Source organism: Massilia sp. PWRC2 (assembly GCF_049896725.1).
Taxonomy (GTDB): Bacteria; Pseudomonadota; Gammaproteobacteria; order Burkholderiales; family Burkholderiaceae_D; genus JAFCUW01.
Genome location: NZ_JAFCUW010000001.1, coordinates 524738 through 543018, shown reverse-complemented (window position 1 = coordinate 543018; position 18281 = coordinate 524738). Strand labels below are relative to the sequence as shown.

13 protein-coding genes are annotated in these 18281 nt (G+C 63.0%); 8 read left to right on the top strand and 5 right to left on the bottom strand.

Going from position 1 to position 18281, the window contains the following annotated elements:
- Window positions 1–2: 2 nt before the first annotated feature.
- Window positions 3–1103: a porin gene (locus ACP7BZ_RS02415; protein ID WP_426110047.1), complete on the bottom strand. Its 1101-nt coding sequence runs from the start codon at window positions 1101–1103 to the stop codon at window positions 3–5.
- Between the two features lie 330 nt (window positions 1104–1433).
- On the opposite strand from ACP7BZ_RS02415, the gene modB reads away from it, so the two are divergent.
- From modB to ACP7BZ_RS02400, 3 genes are read left to right on the top strand one after another with little or no spacing between them, the layout of a single operon-like run.
- A complete protein-coding gene (gene modB, locus ACP7BZ_RS02410) occupies window positions 1434–2108 on the top strand; it encodes a molybdate ABC transporter permease subunit (protein WP_426110046.1) in 675 nt (224 codons plus the stop codon).
- Window positions 2105–3226: a molybdenum ABC transporter ATP-binding protein gene (gene modC, locus ACP7BZ_RS02405; protein WP_426110045.1), complete on the top strand. Its 1122-nt coding sequence runs from the start codon at window positions 2105–2107 to the stop codon at window positions 3224–3226. The genes modB and modC overlap by 4 nt, the downstream gene beginning before the upstream one ends.
- Before the next feature lie 20 nt (window positions 3227–3246).
- The gene (locus ACP7BZ_RS02400; protein ID WP_426110044.1) at window positions 3247–3603 is read left to right on the top strand and encodes a winged helix-turn-helix domain-containing protein; all 357 of its coding nucleotides are present in this window, start codon (window positions 3247–3249) and stop codon (window positions 3601–3603) included.
- 86 nt (window positions 3604–3689) lie between these two features.
- Here ACP7BZ_RS02400 and ACP7BZ_RS02395 read toward each other — a convergent pair whose 3' ends face one another.
- Complete coding sequence (locus ACP7BZ_RS02395; protein ID WP_426110043.1) at window positions 3690–6086, bottom strand: TonB-dependent receptor plug domain-containing protein; 2397 nt, start codon at window positions 6084–6086, stop codon at window positions 3690–3692.
- Window positions 6087–6396: 310 nt separating this feature from the next.
- On the opposite strand from ACP7BZ_RS02395, the gene ACP7BZ_RS02390 reads away from it, so the two are divergent.
- Together ACP7BZ_RS02390 and ACP7BZ_RS02385 are read left to right on the top strand one after the other, a co-directional pair.
- Window positions 6397–7770, top strand: coding sequence for an NAD-dependent succinate-semialdehyde dehydrogenase (locus ACP7BZ_RS02390; protein ID WP_426110042.1), 1374 nt, complete (start codon window positions 6397–6399; stop codon window positions 7768–7770).
- A 295-nt stretch (window positions 7771–8065) separates the two neighbouring features.
- Complete coding sequence (locus ACP7BZ_RS02385) at window positions 8066–11242, top strand: error-prone DNA polymerase (protein WP_426110041.1); 3177 nt, start codon at window positions 8066–8068, stop codon at window positions 11240–11242.
- Window positions 11243–11268: 26 nt separating this feature from the next.
- On the opposite strand, the gene ACP7BZ_RS02380 is transcribed toward ACP7BZ_RS02385, so the two are convergent.
- From ACP7BZ_RS02380 to ACP7BZ_RS02370, 3 genes are all read right to left on the bottom strand, one after another.
- Complete coding sequence (locus ACP7BZ_RS02380; RefSeq protein WP_426110040.1) at window positions 11269–11670, bottom strand: PRC-barrel domain-containing protein; 402 nt, start codon at window positions 11668–11670, stop codon at window positions 11269–11271.
- A 232-nt stretch (window positions 11671–11902) separates the two neighbouring features.
- The gene (locus ACP7BZ_RS02375) at window positions 11903–12946 is read right to left on the bottom strand and encodes a M48 family metallopeptidase (protein ID WP_426110039.1); all 1044 of its coding nucleotides are present in this window, start codon (window positions 12944–12946) and stop codon (window positions 11903–11905) included.
- Between the two features lie 7 nt (window positions 12947–12953).
- Window positions 12954–14114, bottom strand: coding sequence for a YjgN family protein (locus ACP7BZ_RS02370; protein WP_426110038.1), 1161 nt, complete (start codon window positions 14112–14114; stop codon window positions 12954–12956).
- 222 nt (window positions 14115–14336) lie between these two features.
- Here ACP7BZ_RS02370 and ACP7BZ_RS02365 point away from each other — a divergent pair, with 222 nt between their 5' ends.
- The 3 genes from ACP7BZ_RS02365 to eno all read left to right on the top strand — a co-directional run bounded on the left by ACP7BZ_RS02365 (window position 14337) and on the right by eno (window position 18255).
- On the top strand, window positions 14337–16025 hold the full coding sequence (locus ACP7BZ_RS02365) for a CTP synthase (RefSeq protein WP_426110037.1): 1689 nt from the start codon (window positions 14337–14339) through the stop codon (window positions 16023–16025).
- Entirely contained in the window at window positions 16022–16873 is an 852-nt protein-coding gene (kdsA, locus tag ACP7BZ_RS02360) for a 3-deoxy-8-phosphooctulonate synthase (RefSeq protein ID WP_426110036.1), read from the top strand. Before ACP7BZ_RS02365 ends, kdsA begins: the two co-directional genes overlap by 4 nt.
- A gap of 95 nt (window positions 16874–16968) precedes the next feature.
- Complete coding sequence (gene eno, locus ACP7BZ_RS02355) at window positions 16969–18255, top strand: phosphopyruvate hydratase (RefSeq protein ID WP_426110035.1); 1287 nt, start codon at window positions 16969–16971, stop codon at window positions 18253–18255.
- Window positions 18256–18281 lie beyond the last annotated feature (26 nt).

Genomic DNA, 18281 nt, shown 5'->3' with positions numbered 1-18281 from the left:
ATTTAGAACGCGTGACGCAAGCCCAGGTTATAGGCCGAATCGCCCGAGCCCACATCGGTACCATTGCCGACCGTGTAGCCAGCGCCGCGACGGTTTTTGATTTTGCCGTACGAGGTGTACACGGTGCTGCGCTTGGACAGGGCGTAGGTGTAGCCAACTGCGACCTGGGTGGCATCCTGGTTGAACGTGGTCTTGTCGTTCTTGTTGATCACGGAAGCAATCACGGTGCCTTCGCCCACTGGCAGCGTGGCGCCGATCAGCAGGTCGGTGCTGTTGGTCGATGCCGTTGGACGCACGGTGGCGCCGTACGGGTTGGTGGTGTTAGGCAGCACGCCGCTGTTATACCCCTTGTCGACGCCAAATGCAGCGTAGGCCTTGACGATGCCGAAGTCGTAGTTGGCAGCGAGCAGGGTGTTGGTGCCGATATCGCGGCTGGTGGCGGCCACCACAGGAACGCTGGCGGCGCCAGCGGCGGCGCTGATGTCGCTGTTGCGGTTGTTGTAGGCCAGGCGCACGTTGAGGCGCTCGACGGCGTAGGTCACCGCAGCACCAACTTGGCGGCCGGCGCTGTTGCTGCCGGCCTGTTCACCGACGCTGTAGGCCAGTTCACCGGTGACGCCGGCGATTTTTGGCGACGCCACCATCACCGTGTTGCTGGTGCGGGTGTTCGAGCCCGAGGTGGGCAGCAGGTTTTTGGCGCTGCCGGCCAGGCCAGCGGCGAACGGATCGGCGTAACCAGTGATGGTGGAGTAGTACGGCGTGTACTGGCGACCCAGGGTGACGGTGCCGACTTCGGACTTGATGCCAACGAGCGCCTGGCGGTTGAAGATGGTGCCGGCGGTGTCGACTTCACCGGTATCGGCCTTGAAACCCGTTTCCAGCACGAACAAGGCCGACATGCCGCCGCCCAGGTCCTCGGTACCACGGAAGCCGATGCGCGATACCGAAGCGACACCGCTGCTGACCTTGGTTGCATTGCTGGTACCGCCCATCTCGCGCACCAGGCCGGCATCGACGATGCCGTAGATGTTGACCGAGGTTTGGGCAAAGGCAGGAGTGAGGCCCGCAGCCAGAAGGGCAGCGGCAAATAATGGTTTGTTCATAGTGGTCCCTGAAAAGATGCATACGGAATAATTTTCGAGCGAAATATATCTTAGAATATAACGCTCGGTGCCTGCGTGATCCAATGCGGCAACGAATTATGACCCAGCTTGCATTGCTCCTGGGAATCTGGCCGCCCGTTTGCCCGGTCGCTGTTGCGGCATTTCCACTAAATTGTTTAACTGAAAGTATTTGTTATGTGTCTTGTTGCTGCATTGAAAACATGGGTGGGCGCGGCCTGCACTCGCTGCCAGAAAATGGCGCAAATCCAGCCAATTACAGCTGCGTGGCCGCGCATCGACCCGTTCGCTTACCCGCTGTAAAATCGCCCCATGCAAGATTCCGGCGATTGGGGCGCGATCTGGTTGACCATCAAGCTGGCGACCATCGTGACCGTATTACTGCTGTTGCTTGGCACCCCGCTGGCCTGGTGGCTGGCGCGTACGCGCTCGCGCCTGAAAAGTGTGGCGGTCGCCATCGTTGCCCTGCCGCTGGTATTGCCGCCGTCGGTGCTGGGGTTTTATTTACTCATCAGCATGGGGCCGCACGGGCCGATTGGTCAGCTGACCGAGGGCCTCGGCCTGGGTTTGCTGCCATTTACTTTTGCCGGGCTGGTGGTGGGTTCGGTGCTGTACTCGCTGCCGTTCGTGGTGCAGCCGCTGCACAATGCTTTCGAGGCGATCGGCAGCCGGCCGCTGGAAGTGGCGGCGACCTTGCGCGCCGGTCCAGTCGACACGTTTTTCAGCGTGGTGGTGCCACTTGCCAAGCCGGGCTTTTTGACGGCGGCAACGCTCGGCTTTGCCCACACGGTCGGTGAATTTGGCGTCGTGCTGATGATGGGCGGGAATATCCCGGATAAGACGCGCGTGGTGTCGGTGCAGATTTATGATCACGTCGAAGCACTCGAATATGTGCAGGCGCACTGGCTTGCCGGCGGCATGCTGGCTTTTAGTTTCGCCGCGCTGCTGCTGTTATATACGTTCAATCCAACCGGCAAGCGCGCATGAAGCTCGATCGCCTGCTGCCGGCACCGTCCGTGCAAGTCGCGTTCGCCCTCACGCGCGGTGATTTTTCCATGCAGCTCGAGCTGGCCTTGCCGGGGCAGGGCGTCAGTGCCCTGTTCGGCCATTCCGGTTCCGGCAAGACCACCATCCTGCGCGCAATTGCCGGACTCGAGCGCCATGCCAACGGCCGCATCGAGGTTGATGGTGAACTGTGGCAGGATGAAGCGCGCCAACTGTTCGTGCCGCCCCACCGGCGCAGCATCGGCTATGTGTTTCAGGAAGCGAGCCTGTTTCCCCATCTGTCAGTGGCCGGCAACCTCGAATTTGCCCGCCAGCGCTCGGGTGTGAGCGCGGCCGACAGCGCCGCCGTGCTGCAGCGCGCCACCGAACTGCTCGGCATCGGCCACCTGCTGGCGCGCCGCGCCCCAGGCCTGTCGGGCGGTGAGCGCCAGCGCGTGGCGATTGCGCGCGCGCTGCTGACGCGGCCACGCCTGCTGCTGCTCGATGAACCGCTCGCTTCGCTCGACGGCAAGCGCAAGGAAGAAGTGCTGCCCTACCTGGAGAGCCTGCAGCGCGAGCTGGCCATTCCCATGATTTATGTCAGTCACGCGATCGAGGAAGTGGCGCGGCTGGCCGATCACGTGGTGCTGCTCGACGCCGGCAAGGTGCTGGCCAGCGGCCCGGCAGCGCAGACGCTGGCGCGCCTTGACAGTTCGATGGCGCTGTCGGAAGACGCCGGCATGGTAGTCGAGGGCATCGCCGATGGCTACGATGCGCCGTACGGCCTGCTGCGCCTGCGCATCGGTACAGGGCAGGGGGTGATGCATGTGGCGCATGCGCCGGTGGGCGACGGTGCCAGCATACGTTTGCGGGTGCTGGCGCGCGACGTCAGCGTCACCCTCAGTGCGCACGCCGACAGTTCCATCATGAACCAGCTGCGCGCCCAGGTGGTGGCGAGCTGGCCGGCCAGCGACGCCGCCCACGTGGTGCTGCGGCTCGATGCCGGCGGCGCGCCGCTGCTGGCACGTATCACCCGGCGCTCGCATGACCAGCTCGGCCTGACTGCGGGCATGACGGTGTGGGCGCAGGTCAAGGCGACCGCGCTGCTGTCGCTGCGCTAGAGAGAAGCGATGAAGACACCATGAACACACACCGATACAGCAGCAGGCTGTCGCTACGCCTGCTGTGCGAGGATGAAGTGGCGATGGGGCCGGGCAAGGCTGACCTGCTCGATGCGATCCGCACCAGTGGCTCGATCAGCGGCGCCGCGCGCGCAATGAATATGTCGTACCGGCGCGCGTGGCTGCTGGTCGACGTCATGAACCGCTGCTTCAGGGAGCCGCTGGTGCATAGCGCCGCTGGCGGACAACGCGGGGGTGGGGCGCAGGTGACGCTGGCCGGAGAACGGGTGCTGGCGCTGTACCGCGACATGGAAGCGGCGGCGCGGATGGCGGCCAGGCCGAAGCTGGAGGCCTTGATGGCGCAGCTGAAGGATTAATCGCCTTCGAGTTGGTAGAGTAAACGATATAAACGGTTTGCCAGAAAGGCCTCTGGCAAACCGTTTTGGTTTACTGCTGCTTCAGTTTAAAACTTGTGCCACAGGCGGGCAAAATACGACGTGCCGTTCAGACCGAACTGCACGCTCTCGTATTTGAAACCGTTGTCGGTCTCGTTGGGGTCTTGCACGCTGGGCTTGACGTTAAAAATATTCGCCGCGCCCATGGTGAACTTGGTTTTCTCGGTGAACGCGTAGGTGAAGGCCAGGTCAGCCGATGTTTTCGATGCGTACTGCATCGGTGGCGTCGGTGGGCCGGAGAAGGTGCCCAGCGTCTGCGGGCCGAAATGGATGATTTTAAAATCCGTCTCGACCTTGCCATAGGTGTAGTCGAAGTCCAGCGTGGCCTTGCGGCGTGGGCCGCCCTGCTCGATGAACAGGCGCTCGCGCTCGGACAGCAGAACATCTTCAAAGCCGGTCAGCGAGGCTGGCGCATGCACATTGACCACTTCGGTCTTGCTGAAGTTGGCCGCCAGGAAGGTGTTCAGTTTGCCGCCGAACAGATCGCGCTTGTTCGACACCGTCAGGTCCAGCCCCTGGGTGCGGGTATCGATCGAGTTGACGAAGAACTGCGCCGACGCCACCCCCAGGTTGAGCAGCAGCTTGCCCAGCGCCGGGTAATTGCCCGAATCAAAACGGCCCGACAGCACGATGCGGTCGTCGATATTGATGCGGTACAGGTCCGCCGTGACGGCGGTGGCGGTGGTCGGCGACCAGGTCGCGCCCAGCGTGAAGCTCTTCGATTTCTCTTCCTTCAGCTTGGGGATGCCGGCGGCGTCGGTGACCGCGCCACCATTCGGTGCGAATACCACGTCCTTGGCCACGCCGCCGACGAAATCGGTGAAGGTCGACGAAAAATACACTTGTTGCAGCGATGGCGCGCGAAAGCCCGTGCTGGCCGAGCCGCGCAGCAGCACCGTGTCGGCCGCCTTGAAGCTCGCTGCCAGCTTGCCGGTGGTGGTCGAACCGAAATCGCTGTATTTTTCGTGGCGCAGCGCCGTTTGCACTTTGATGCGCGCTGTGAGGTCCGCTTCGAGGTCGATGTAGGCAGCGCTGCTGTGGCGGCTCTTGTCGGTAGCGTCGCCGGGCTGGAAGCCGGGGAAACCCTGGCTGCCGGCATTGCCGCCGAAACCGAGGCCGTCGGCATCGATATACGAACCGGGTTCACCGGCGAAGATCTGGTAATTTTCGCGGCGGTATTCGGCGCCGAAGGCGACGTTCAGGCCGCCGAGGATGTCGCCATAAAAGCGGTTCAGGTCAGCATTCGTGGTCAGCTGCTCGAAAGAAAAGCCGCCCGCATTGAAGCTGCTGGCGCTCACGCCGCGCCCGCCTGTGAGCAGGTCATGGTTGGCGATCGAGGCGTTCAGCGTATGGCTGATGTTGTACATCATCTTGTTGTAGCCATAGGTCTGCGACAGATCGCCATTCCACTCGCCCAGCTTGGTGCGGTAACCGATGGTGCCGTAGCGGTCGTCGACATTGGCGTTAATAAACGGGGCGAAGCCGGCCGGGTACATGGCGGCCGAATTTTTCGACGGGATGTCGTCCGAGCCGATGCCGCCGCGGCCGAAGGCGGCGCTCGAACCGTAACGGTCTTGCACGCCAGCGGTGAAGTACAGCTTGCCGTCCGGGCCGGCGGGAATGTCGCCGTTGACATAGAGGGTGCGGTTGCGCACCAGCGAATCGCCGATGATGCGCGGGCTGTCGGCGTCGGCGCGGTTGGAGCGGCCACGGTTGAGCGCTTCGCCGGTGATGCCGATGACGCCGCCATCGCCCACCTGGAAGCCGCAATACGCCGAGCCCATGTAATTCTTGCCGTCGCGCGCTGAATATTCGCCGGCGCCGGTGACCGCTTCGCAACCGAGGCTGCGCTTGAGTTCGATGTTGATGACGCCGGCAATCGCATCCGAGCCGTACTGGGCGGCGGCGCCATCGCGCAGCACCTGGACGTTGCGGATCGCCAGCAGGGGAATCGCATTCATGTCGGTGCCGGTATTGCCGCGGTTGCGCGCGCCAAAAATATTCACCAGCGCGGTGGTGTGGCGACGCTTGCCGTTGACCAGCACCAGGGTCTGGTCGGAACCGAGCCCGCGCAGGGCGGCCGAGTCGATCAGGTCGGCGCCATCGGCGCCGGTCTGGCGGGTCGAATTGAACGACGGCGAAATATACGTCAGGGTCTGGGCCAGATCAAATTGGGCACCCGTCTCGCTGGCCTTGCTGAGCGAAATGACGTCGACCGGGGCGATGGTGTCGGTGGCCGAGACGCTGCCGGCGCGGCGTGAACCGACCACATTGACAGTTTGCATGTCGCCGGCGACCGGCGCGGGCGCCGTTTGCGCCAGGGCGGCGGCGGGGAAAGCGGCAAGGGCCGCGCTGCCGTACAGGCTGAGCAAAACGGCACGGCGCAAGGGGGCGATATTCAACACGCTGCATTCTCCAGATAGCAAAATTTAATTCTAAGCACTGTTTTGGGGAGTAAGCGCCGCGTGTGGGCATAAAGCAACATTATAGAAACATAATTAATTGCACTAGGATGATAGGTCTGCACTGTGTTAGTGCATGGCGATGCCCAACCGCCTTGCATGCAAACGGTATAAACGGATCGCCTGCAGGTGCGGCAGGTGCTGCCGGTGGCGCTGGTGACCGCTGGTGACGCTGGTGGCGGCGAAGGCGGCGACGTCGCTGGGCGAATTCTTCTACACTGTTGCCATTCACCTGCCATCAGACAAGGAAGCCATGTCCCATCATTACGCCAGCATCAACCCGTTCACCGAAGAACTGGTCAAGAGTTTCCCCCTGCACACGGACGACCAGATGGAAGCGGCCCTGAGCCAGGCCCACGCGGCGTATCAGTCGGCCTGGTCGCGCGGCCCCATCGACACCCGCCTGGCGGTGCTTACCCGCATGGCCGACCTGCTCGAGCAGCGCGTCGACGTCTTCGCCACCGCCATGGCCACCGAAATGGGCAAACCGCTGGCGCAAGGGCAGGGCGAAGTCAAACTGTGTATCGGCATTGCCCGCTACTACGCCGAGCATGCCAAGACCATGCTGGCGCCGGTGCCATATCCCATCGCGCGCGGCGAAGCGGTGGTCGAGCACTACCCGGTGGGCGTGCTGGTGGCCATTGAGCCGTGGAATTTTCCGCTGTACCAATTGATCCGCGTGGTGGCACCGGCGATTGCCGTCGGCAACCCGGTGTTGCTCAAGCACGCTGAAAATGTCCCCCAGTGCGCCGAGCTGTTCGAGGCGCTGGTGCGCGACGCTGGCGCCCCTGACGGCGTGCTGCGCAATCTGTTCATCACCAAGGAGCAGGTGGCGGTGCTCATTGGCGACGACCGCGTGCAGGGCGTGGCCCTGACCGGTTCCGAGCGGGCTGGCAGCGCGGTCGCAGCGCGCGCCGCTGCAATGCTGAAAAAATCGACCCTCGAGCTCGGTGGCAGCGATGTCTTCGTCGTGCTCGACGATGCCGACGTCGCCAAGGCGGCCAAGGTGGGGGCGGGCGCGCGCCTGTCGAACGCCGGCCAGGTGTGCACGGCGGCCAAGCGCTTTATTTTGCATGCCGACGTGGCTGACGCCTTCCTCGCCGCCTTTACCAACCACATGGGCGCCGCTACCATGGGCGACCCGCTCGACGCCGCGACCACGCTCGGTCCCCTGTCCTCGAAAGGCGCGCGCGAGAATCTGTCGCGCCAGGTCGAGGCTGCGGTGGCCCACGGCGCCACCGTCGTCATTGGCGGCAAGCAGCCCGAACGCCGTGGCTACTTTTATGAGCCCACCATTTTGACCGGCGTGACGCCTGCCAACCCCATGTTTTACGAAGAGTTTTTCGGTCCGGTGGCGCAAGTGTTCGTGGCCGCGGACGACGACGCCATCATCGCGCTGGCCAACGATTCGCGCTTTGGCCTCGGCGGCTCCATCTTTACCGGCGACATCGCGCGCGGCAAGGCGATGGCGGCACGCATCGAGACGGGCATGGTGTTTATTAACTCGTCGAGCACCTCGCAGCCGCAGTTGCCGTTTGGCGGGGTCAAGCGCTCGGGTTATGGCCGTGAGCTTGGCGATCTTGGCATCATGGAATTCGTCAACAAAAAATTATTAGTAGTGGCTTGAGCGGACAAAAGTAAAAACCTACTTTTGTCCGGACTGAAGTGAGAGGCGAAGGGAAAACCGGCTTAGAGGCGAAAGGATAGTCAGCTCAAAATGACTGGCGGAGCCAGATGATTTTGAGACGGGAGGCAAACCCGCGTCTGTTCTACGGTCGCCTCGTTGGCAGGGGGACTGGCACCCAGGTGCCAGTCCCATGCTTGCTTGTGGCCTTACGGCGCCATTTTTTTGCATTGGCTTGATTGAAAACAGATCAGCTATACTGTGTTTTTATACAGTATTTTGCTGCCTGGTCGATATCATGTCCTTCCTTTCCGTGCCGGCGTCCGGCTTGCCCGATTACGCCGAGCTGTTTTGTTTGTCGAATTTCACCTTTTTGCAAGGCGCTTCCCACGCCGAAGAGCTCGTTGCGCGTGCCGTCAAGCTGGGCTATGCGGCGCTGGCGCTGACCGATGAGTGTTCGCTGGCCGGCGTGGTGCGCGCCCATGCGGAAGCGAAAAAGGCGGCGCTGCCGCTGCTGATCGGCGCCCATTTTCATTTGCAGGGCGAGGATGGCAGCACGGCGCTGTCGCTGATCCTGCTGGCACAAAACCGCAATGGTTACGGCAATTTGAGCGAACTGATCACCATCGGCCGCACCCGCGGCGACAAGGGCAGCTATCTGCTCAAGCCGTCCGACCTGGCGGCGCCGCCTGCCCAGTTCGCCCACCTGGCTGGCATGCCCGATTGCCTGGCGATTTTATTGCCCGCCTACCCCGGCCACGATGCCGCCGACGTCGACCGCCTGCACATCCAGGCCAGCTGGATGGCGCGGGTGTTCGAGCAGCGCGCCTGGCTGGGCCTGAACCTGCTGCATCGCGCCTACGACGAATCGCACCGCCTGACCATCGAGGAAGTGGCAGCCCAGCATCGTTTGGCCGTCACCGCCATCGGCCACGTGTGCATGCATGTGCGCTCACGCAAACCCTTGCAAGACACCCTGTCGGCCATCCGGCTGGGCAAACCCGTGGCCGAGTGCGGTTACGGGCTGGCGCAAAACGCCGAGCAGCATTTGCGCGCGCGCCTGCGGCTGGCGAACATCTATACGCCGGCCGCACTGGCCGAAACGCTGCACATCGCCAGCCTGTGCACCTTTTCGCTCGACGAATTGCGCTACGAGTATCCGAACGAGGTGGTGCCGGCCGGCCATACGGCAGCGTCGTACCTGCGCAGCGAAACCTATATCGGCGCGCACCGGCGCTTTCGCGACGGCATCCCTGCCAGCGTGCAGGCGCAGATCGAGCACGAGCTGGGCCTGATTGCGGAAATGACGTATGAACAGTATTTTTTGACAGTCTACGACATCGTCCGCTTCGCCCGCGCCAACAATATCCTGTGCCAGGGACGCGGCTCGGCCGCCAATTCGGCCGTCTGCTATTGCCTCGGCATCACCGAGGTCGATCCGGCCCGCGCCAACCTGCTGTTCGAACGCTTCATTTCCAAAGAACGCAACGAACCACCCGATATCGACGTCGACTTCGAACACCAGCGTCGCGAAGAAGTCATCCAGTACATCTATAACAAATACGGCCGCACCCGCGCCGCCCTCGCCGGCGTGGTGATCAGCTACCGCCCCAAGAGCGCGCTGCGCGACAGCGGCCGCGCGCTTGGCATCGATCTTGCCATCGTCGAAAAAGTGGCCAAGACCCATTACTGGTTCGACAGCAAGAGCGACCTGATCAGCCGACTCGCCGAATGCGGTCTCGACCCGGAGTCTGAGCTGGCGCAGCAATGGGCCACCCTGGCCAGCCTGCTGCTGGGCTTTCCGCGCCACCTGTCGCAGCACCCGGGCGGCTTCGTCATCGCGCGCGGAAAACTGTCGCGCCTGGTGCCGATCGAAAACGCCGCCATGGCCGACCGCAGCGTGATTCAATGGGACAAGAACGACCTGGAAGAACTGGGCTTGATGAAAGTCGATGTGCTGGCGCTGGGCATGCTGTCGATGCTGCGCCGCGGTCTCGAGCTGATCAGCACGCGCCACGGCACCGTGTTCGAAATGCAGGACATCCCCCACGACGATGTCGCCACCTACGACATGATTTGTGCCGCCGATACGGTGGGCGTGTTCCAGATCGAATCGCGCGCCCAGATGAGCATGCTGCCGCGCATGCAGCCGCGGGTGTTTTACGATCTCGTCATCGAAGTGGCGGTGGTGCGCCCGGGGCCGATCCAGGGCGGCATGGTCCATCCCTACCTGCGCCGCCGCCAGGGCCTGGAACAGCCCGAGTATCCAAAAGAAGAAATCAAGGGCGCCCTCGAACGCACGCTCGGCGTGCCCATCTTCCAGGAACAGGTGATGCAGGTGGCCATCCTGGCGGCCGGTTTTACGCCGGGCGAGGCCGACCAGCTGCGCCGCGCGATGGCGGCGTGGAAACGCAAGGGCGGCCTCGAGCAGTATTACCAGCGCATCGTCGGCGGCATGCTCGAACGCGGGTATCCGCTCGCCTTTGCCGAATCGATCTTCGCGCAAATCCAGGGTTTTGGCGAATACGGTTTCCCCGAATCGCATGCGGCCAGCTTCGCCCTGCTGGCCTATGCCAGTTCGTGGATGAAGCGCCACGAACCGGCGGCGTTTTTGTGCGCCCTGCTCAATAGCCAGCCGATGGGCTTTTACAGTCCGTCACAGCTGGTACAGGATGCGCGCCGCCATGGCATCGAGGTGCGGCCCATCGATATCACGGTGAGCAAGTGGGAGTCGACCCTGGAAGAATACGATGACGGCGGCACACGCCAGCCGGCCGTGCGGCTGGGCCTGGCTTTACAGCGTGGCATGGCGCGCGAGGCGGCCGCGCGCATCGAGGATGCCCGCGCCATCCGGCCATTTGCCAGCGTGGCCGACCTGGCGCGCCGCTCGGCACTCGATCGTGCCGACCTGGCGGTGCTGGCGGCATCGAATGCGCTGGCGGCACTGGCCGGTCACCGCCGCGACGCCCTGTGGCAAGCGGTGGGCGCCGTCGCCGACAAGGATTTATTGCGTCCCACCACGCTCGAAGAAGACGTCCCGGTGCTGGCCGCCCCCAGCGAGGGCGATGACATCGTTGGTGACTACCGCTCGCATGGATTGACGCTGGGCCGCCATCCGCTGGCGCTGCTGCGCGCCACCCTGTTCAAGCAGCGCTTCATGACCGCCGAGGTGCTTGAGCACTACCAGAACGGTCAGCTGGCGCGCGGCTGCGGCATCGTCACCGTGCGCCAGCGGCCCGGCACGGCCAAGGGCGTGCTGTTTTTGACGCTGGAAGATGAAACGGGCAACGTCAATGTGATCGTCTGGCCCAAGCTGGTCGAGCAGCAGCGCGCCGAAGTGCTGCGCGCCCATCTGCTGGGGGTGTACGGGGTGTGGCAGTGCGAGGGCAAGGTGCGGCACCTGGTGGCCCGGCGCCTGGTGGACCTGACCCATTTATTGGGCCGGCTGGGCACCCAGAGCCGCGATTTCTGCTGACGCCGCCAGCCTGCCACTGCGGTGCATCAGCGCTCGGACGTGCCGTAGTAACCGTGAATCTGGCTGGCCCAGTTGCCATCGGCCATGTCGGGCCAGTGGTCGCTGTCAAAGCCGGGCGCCGCTTCGATTTTTGCCTTGTCCATGTTCAAGGTCATGCGGTGGTTGACAGTGTCGAGCGTCAAGGCCTGCCATGGCACCGCGAACAGCTTGGCGCCGATGCCCAGCACGCCACCGCTGGCCATGACCGCGTACGCAATTTTTCCGGTACGCATATCGAGCATGATTTCCTTGATCTCGCCCAGGTGCTCGTCCTTCAGATTGTGGACGTGATCGCCGAGCAGGGTGTCGGCGCCCATCAGTTCGGGGCCGGGGCCCTTGCTGTGCTTGTTCGAGTACATTCCAAATGTATCGCGCTTTAAAAATGACATGGTGGCCTCCGTATGATGAGGGGATCAGCATGCGGCGACGCCGGGTGCTGGTCTGTACGGTCACGCACTTAGAACCTATCCCGGTAGGTCGGAGTCGCTGCTTGCGCGCCTGGCAACCGATGGCTGCGTTACTCGTCTTAGCATGGCTCGCCATGCGTCATCCTCGCGCCTTGCCCTCGGCTGCCATGCATCGCAATCCGCTTCCTCCTACCTACCGGGATAGGTTCTTACCTTAGCGTGCGGGCGCCTGACGCAGGCGCGCGCCGCGCTCAGTGGTGCCGGGGTGGCTCGATGCATACGGCAGCACCTGCTTCATCCAGTCTGGCATGTTCTTGTCGTTCATCTGGTCGAGTCCGTCGAGCAGATTGGCCAGCGGGATGGTCGCCATCCTGCGGCTGCGCAGCGCCTCGAGGGCGTACTGGTCGGCTTCTGTTTCCATGGCGCGCGAATAATGCAGATTGGCCAGCAGGGCCGGGACGCCGGCGGCGACGGCGCTGAAGTCGCCCAGCAGCGCCGCCGAGGCGGCCGCCGTCAGCGACGAGCGCGCCAGCACGCGCACGCTGTGGCGCCGTTGCACGTGGCCGATTTCATGGGCCAGCACGCCGGTCAGGGCGGCGCGGTCGTCGTCGTCGAAGGTGCCGTCGCGCTTGCCCAACACCATCGCCACCATCTGGTCGGTGAGAATCACGGTGCCGTCCGGCAGCGCGAGGGCGTTCGGCCCCAAGCTCGGCGCGCTGCGCGTGAGCAGGCGCAGCTGTTGCAGCGGCTGCGCCGGCGCCACGCTGGCAAACATCGCCTGCAGCGCCGCCACTTGCGGCGCCGTCAGCGTCGACGGCTGGAACACGCGCGCGTCGAGCTGTTTCAGGGCGCTCTGGCCGAGGCTCTGGTCCATCGACGCTGGAATCCGCGCAGCAATCGCTTCGGCTGCGGCCGGCACACCGTAAGACCAGATGGCGGCGCCCACCGCCAGCAGCAGCAGCAAGGCGGCCAGCGCCGCATACCAGTGGCGTTGCCAGCGCATTACCAGGCTGGGGCGCTGCCCGATGGCGTCCGTCAGCGCCGCGCGGGTGGCGCCGTCGCCCACTTCGCAGCGGCCGCCATTGGGCAAATACACGATGGCCGGCGCTTGCAGAAACGGTTCAGCCAGGCGCACCTGGTCGAGCCGGCCATGCCAGCTGATGCCGCTGCCCTCGATGTGCAACTGGCCATCGGCGCAGGACAGTGCGACCGGAAACAGGCGGGCGCTGCGGCCGTCAAAATACTGTGCGTTGTGCATGGCCGCCTTACCAGGAAAGATCGAAACCGAAGAAATCCGCGGCGCCCTCGCCACTGGCGCTGCCCGCATGGGCGGCCTGGGCCAGCACGTGTTCGAAGCCGCCGCTGGCGACGACCGTCATGGCGGCCAGCCGGAAGCGGTGCACGCGTACCACGGCGAACGGGCGGAACAGGCCGAGCGTGACAATAGTCAGCAACACATTGACCACTTGCAGGCGGGCCAGTGCGCGCGCCGACATGTCGCACTCGATGCGGATGCCGGGAAAGCTGGTGTTCGACCAGACTGCATTGGCCAGCCGCGCCGTCATGTAGGGAATACACAGCAGCATGGCGAGGTAGTACAGGACGACACCGACCAGCATGGCGACCGACGTCGTCCACGAAGACGGAGCGCCCGCCGTCTTGCCGACGAAGGCGGCCGCGGCAGCTGCCAGGCCGAACACCACCGTCGCTGCCAGCCCGAGGCCAAAGACGATCAGATAGAGCCTGTAAAACGTCCAGGCGGGCAGCGCGTAACGGGACGGCGCCGTGCCAAAACTGACGTTGGCGCGCTGATAGCGGGTCAGCTGCGCATGCAACAGGGGCCACAGCAGGTACAGCAGAAAGCTCCACAGCACCAGCGGGTTGGCCGGTGCCATCGTCACCAGGAGGCCGGGCAGCACGAACACCAGCAGGATGGGGCCGAAGGTGGTGTAGGCCCCCAGCGCCGAGCCAGTAAAGCCGAACGACAGGCCGCGGTACTCGGTGTTGCGCAAACGAAAGCGCAGGGCGCCCCGCATCAGGAAGGGCAGCAGTGCCGCCAGCGCGCCGAGGATGACCAGCGAGACGGTCGAGCTAAAGCCAAACGCGTAGTGATACGCCACCAGCATCACCAGCGCCAGCATGCGGCCACGCAAAATAGCGATGGGATCGCCGCGGAAATCGAAGACAGCGCCACCCAGTTCGGTGTTGCGGTCAAAGTATTGCAGGCGCCTCACCTTGGCCCAGGCCGAATAGATCCCCAGCGTGGCCACGCTGAAGAACAGGTTGACGATCCAGATGCGAAAATATTCCTGGCCGCTGCCGGTGAACGCCGGCGTGAGCACTTCTTCGGTGGCGACCGGCGCAGTGGCGCTGCCCCAGTCGGCCATCGGCGGCTGCACTGCCAGGCCTTCGACATGCTCGTTCATCGCATCCCTTTTATTGTCTGCAGTAAATGTTCGATTGTAGCCAGCCTCTCTAAATTTTGGTAAAAAATCAATGTTTTGTATGCTTATTTGCAACAGTTGATGCTGCATCGGGCGCGCCTGCATGCGTTATAGCTGGCTTTTTTTTGCCTTGTTTTGGCGCGGTAATTGTCACGATCGGGTATAATTTCAATTTCCCGCACGTGCCGTTCGGCACTATCTGCAATGACCAAATTTGTCTTCGTCACCGGCGGTGTCGTCTCTTCCCTGGGTAAGGGAATTGCCGCCGCCTCTCTCGCTGCGATCCTTGAATCGCGCGGCCTTAAAGTCACCATGCTCAAGCTCGATCCGTACATCAACGTCGATCCGGGCACCATGAGTCCCATGCAGCACGGCGAAGTGTTCGTCACCGATGACGGCGCCGAGACCGATCTCGACCTTGGCCACTACGAGCGCTTCATCAGCACCCGCATGAAAAAGGTGAACAATTTCACCACTGGCCAGATCTATGAATCGGTGATCCGCAAAGAACGCCGCGGCGAGTACCTGGGCAAGACGGTGCAGGTCATTCCGCACATCACCAACGAAATCCAGGATTATATTTACCGCGGCGCCGAAGGCGTCGACATTGCGCTGGTCGAAATCGGCGGCACGGTGGGCGATATCGAATCGCTGCCCTTCCTCGAAGCGGCGCGCCAGTTGTCGCTGCGCGCCGGCCGCAAATCGGCGGCCTTCGTGCACCTGACGCTGGTGCCTTACCTGGCCTCGGCGGGCGAACTGAAAACCAAGCCGACCCAGCACAGCGTGCAAAAGCTGCGCGAAATCGGCATTTCGCCCAATGCCCTGCTGTGCCGCGCCGACCGCCAGATTCCCGAAGACGAGCGCGCCAAGATTTCGCTGTTTTCCAACGTCGAAGAGCAGGCCGTCATTTCCGTCTGGGACGTCGACACCATTTATAAAGTCCCGCAAATGCTGCACGACCAGGGCCTCGACGCCATCATCCTCGAAGCACTGGGCGTGGAAGCGCCACCGGCGGACCTGTCCGTTTGGACCAAGCTGATCTATTCGCTCGAGCATCCGAAACACGCCGTCACCATCGGCATGGTTGGCAAATACGTCGATCTGACGGAATCGTATAAATCGTTGACCGAAGCGCTGCGCCACGCCGGCATCCACACGGAAAGCCAGGTCAATATCGAATATATCGATTCGGAAGAGCTGGAAACCACCGGCTGCGCCGGGCTGGCCAAGTACGATGCCATCCTGGTGCCGGGCGGCTTCGGCAAGCGCGGCGTCGAGGGCAAGATCATGGCTGCCCGCTATGCGCGCGAAAACAAGATTCCTTACCTCGGCATTTGCCTGGGCATGCAGGTGGCGCTGATCGAATATGCGCGCCATGAAGCGGGCATGACGAATGCCAATTCGACCGAGTTCGACCCGGACACCGACCAGCCCGTGGTTGCCCTCATCAATGAGTGGCAAAACCACGACGGCAAGGTGGAAAAGCGCGACGAGCGCTCCGATCTGGGCGGTACCATGCGCCTGGGCGCGCAAACCTGCGCCGTCAACCCGGGCACGCTGGCTGCGGAAATTTACGGCAGCGTGGTCACCGAGCGCCACCGTCACCGCTACGAAGCGAATAACCATTACCTGGCACGCGTCGAAGCGGCCGGGCTGGTGGTGTCGGCGCGTACGCCCACCGAAGATCTGTGCGAAATCATGGAGCTGCCCCGCACGGGACCGCATGCGCACCCGTGGTATATGGGCGTGCAGTACCATCCTGAATTCAAATCGACGCCACGCGCCGGCCACCCGCTGTTCACGTCCTTCATCGTGGCAGCGCTGGCCCACCAGGCCGCCGGCGTCGTTACAGCAGCGCCCCTTGACCCCGTTCTTCTTGGAGATGCAGCATGAAACTGTGCGGTTTCGACGTCGGCCTTGACCAGCCCATCTTTCTGATCGCCGGCACCTGCGTGATCGAATCGCGCCAGATGGCCATGGACACCGCCGGCACCCTCAAGGAAATGACGGCGGCGCTGGGCATCCCGTTTATTTATAAATCGTCGTTCGACAAGGCCAACCGCTCGTCGGGCTCGACTTTCCGTGGTCCCGGCATGGAAAAGGGGCTGGAAATTCTCGCCGACGTCAAGCGCGCGATCGGCGTGCCAGTGCTCACCGATGTCCACACGATCGAAGAATTGCCGGCCGTGTGCGCCGTCGTCGACGTCATCCAGACGCCCGCCTTCCTGTGCCGCCAGACCGATTTTATCGTCGCCTGCGCCCAGACCGGTCTGCCGGTGAATATCAAGAAGGGCCAGTTCCTCGCGCCCCATGACATGAAAAACGTCATCGACAAGGCCCGCGCCGCCGCCAAAGCAGCCGGCCTGAACGAAGACAATTTCATGGCCTGCGAGCGTGGCGTTTCCTTCGGTTACAACAACCTGGTGTCGGACATGCGTGCGCTGGCCATCATGCGCGAGTCGAACTGCCCGGTGGTGTTCGATGGCACCCACTCGGTGCAATTGCCGGGCGGGCAGGGCACGTCGTCGGGCGGCACGCGCGAGCACATTCCCGTGCTGGCGCGCGCCGCCGTGGCGTCCGGTATCGCCGGCCTGTTCATGGAAACCCACCCGAATCCGGCGGTGGCCATGTCGGACGGCCCCAACGCCATGCCGCTCGGCCGCATGAAGGAGCTGCTGACGACGCTGGTTGAGATCGACCGCATCGTCAAGCGCGCCGGCTTCATGGAAGCGAGTTTCTGACCGCGTTCCTGTAAAGTAGCGGGACCCTACTCGTACTGCCTTGCAGGCCGGCTCGCAGAAGCCGGCCTGCGCTTTTCTTACCCTTGGAGACCTACATGAGTGCTATCGTTGACATTATCGGTCGCGAAATTATCGATTCGCGCGGCAATCCCACCGTCGAATGCGACGTCCTGCTGGAGTCCGGTGTCATGGGCCGCGCTGCCGTGCCTTCGGGCGCTTCGACCGGTTCGCGTGAAGCCATGGAATTGCGTGACGGCGACCCCAAGCGGTATTTCGGCAAGGGCGTACTGCAGGCGTGCGAGAACATCAATACTGAAATTTCCGAAGCTATCATGGGCCTCGACGCCAACGAACAGGCCTTCCTCGACCGTACCCTGATCGACCTCGACGGCACCGACAACAAGAGCCGGCTGGGCGCCAACGCCATGCTGGCCGTGTCAATGGCGGTGGCCAAGGCCGCTGCCGAAGAAGCGGGCTTGCCGCTCTACCGTTATTTTGGCGGTTCGGGCGCCATGCAAATGCCGGTGCCGATGATGAACGTCATCAATGGCGGTGCCCACGCCGACAACAACCTGGACATCCAGGAATTCATGATCATTCCGCTGGGCGCGCCGTCGTTCAAGGAAGCGGTCCGCTATGGCGCCGAAGTATTTCATACGCTCAAGAAGATCTTGCACGCCAAGGGTTTGACCACCTCGGTGGGCGACGAAGGCGGTTTTGCGCCGTCGGTGGCCAACCATGAAGAAGCCATCAAGCTGATCATGCAAGCGATCGAAGAAGCAGGCTACGAGCCGGGCACCCAGATTGCGCTGGGCCTCGATTGCGCCGCCAGCGAGTTTTACAAGGACGGCAAATATGTGCTGGCCGGTGAGGGCGGGCTGTCGCTGACGGCCACCGAGTTTACCAATCTGCTGGCGACCTGGTGCGACAAATACCCCATCATCTCGATCGAAGACGCCATGGCGGAAGGCGACTGGGATGGCTGGAAGATTCTCACCGACACCCTCGGCAAGCGCGTGCAGCTGGTTGGCGACGATCTGTACGTCACCAATACCAAGATTTTCAAAGAGGGCATTGCGAAAGGCATCGCCAATTCGATCCTGATTAAAATCAACCAGATCGGCACCCTCACCGAAACCTTCGCCGCCATCGAAATGGCCAAGCGCGCCGGCTACACCGCCGTCATCTCTCACCGCTCCGGCGAGACCGAAGATTCGACGATTGCCGACATCGCGGTGGGCATGAATGCGCTGCAAATCAAGACTGGTTCGATGTCGCGCTCGGACCGCATGGCCAAGTACAACCAGTTGCTGCGCATCGAAGAAGACCTGGGCGACATCGCCAGCTACCCGGGCCGCGATGCGTTCTACAACCTGAAGTAATTGCCAGGACCGGCCAGCAGCGCGCT

What these genes read in the sequence shown, in the direction of transcription:
- ACP7BZ_RS02415 (WP_426110047.1), bottom strand. Translation starts at nt 1,103, where the DNA reads ATGAACAAACCATTATTTGCCGCTGCCCTTCTGGCTGCGGGCCTCACT.
- ACP7BZ_RS02375 (WP_426110039.1), bottom strand. Translation starts at nt 12,946, where the DNA reads ATGCACAACGCACAGTATTTTGACGGCCGCAGCGCCCGCCTGTTTCCG.
- kdsA (WP_426110036.1), top strand. Translation starts at nt 16,022, where the DNA reads ATGAAACTGTGCGGTTTCGACGTCGGCCTTGACCAGCCCATCTTTCTG.
- eno (WP_426110035.1), top strand. Translation starts at nt 16,969, where the DNA reads ATGAGTGCTATCGTTGACATTATCGGTCGCGAAATTATCGATTCGCGC.
- ACP7BZ_RS02365 (WP_426110037.1), top strand. Translation starts at nt 14,337, where the DNA reads ATGACCAAATTTGTCTTCGTCACCGGCGGTGTCGTCTCTTCCCTGGGT.
- ACP7BZ_RS02400 (WP_426110044.1), top strand. Translation starts at nt 3,247, where the DNA reads ATGAACACACACCGATACAGCAGCAGGCTGTCGCTACGCCTGCTGTGC.
- ACP7BZ_RS02385 (WP_426110041.1), top strand. Translation starts at nt 8,066, where the DNA reads ATGTCCTTCCTTTCCGTGCCGGCGTCCGGCTTGCCCGATTACGCCGAG.
- ACP7BZ_RS02380 (WP_426110040.1), bottom strand. Translation starts at nt 11,670, where the DNA reads ATGTCATTTTTAAAGCGCGATACATTTGGAATGTACTCGAACAAGCAC.
- modC (WP_426110045.1), top strand. Translation starts at nt 2,105, where the DNA reads ATGAAGCTCGATCGCCTGCTGCCGGCACCGTCCGTGCAAGTCGCGTTC.
- ACP7BZ_RS02390 (WP_426110042.1), top strand. Translation starts at nt 6,397, where the DNA reads ATGTCCCATCATTACGCCAGCATCAACCCGTTCACCGAAGAACTGGTC.
- modB (WP_426110046.1), top strand. Translation starts at nt 1,434, where the DNA reads ATGCAAGATTCCGGCGATTGGGGCGCGATCTGGTTGACCATCAAGCTG.
- ACP7BZ_RS02370 (WP_426110038.1), bottom strand. Translation starts at nt 14,114, where the DNA reads ATGAACGAGCATGTCGAAGGCCTGGCAGTGCAGCCGCCGATGGCCGAC.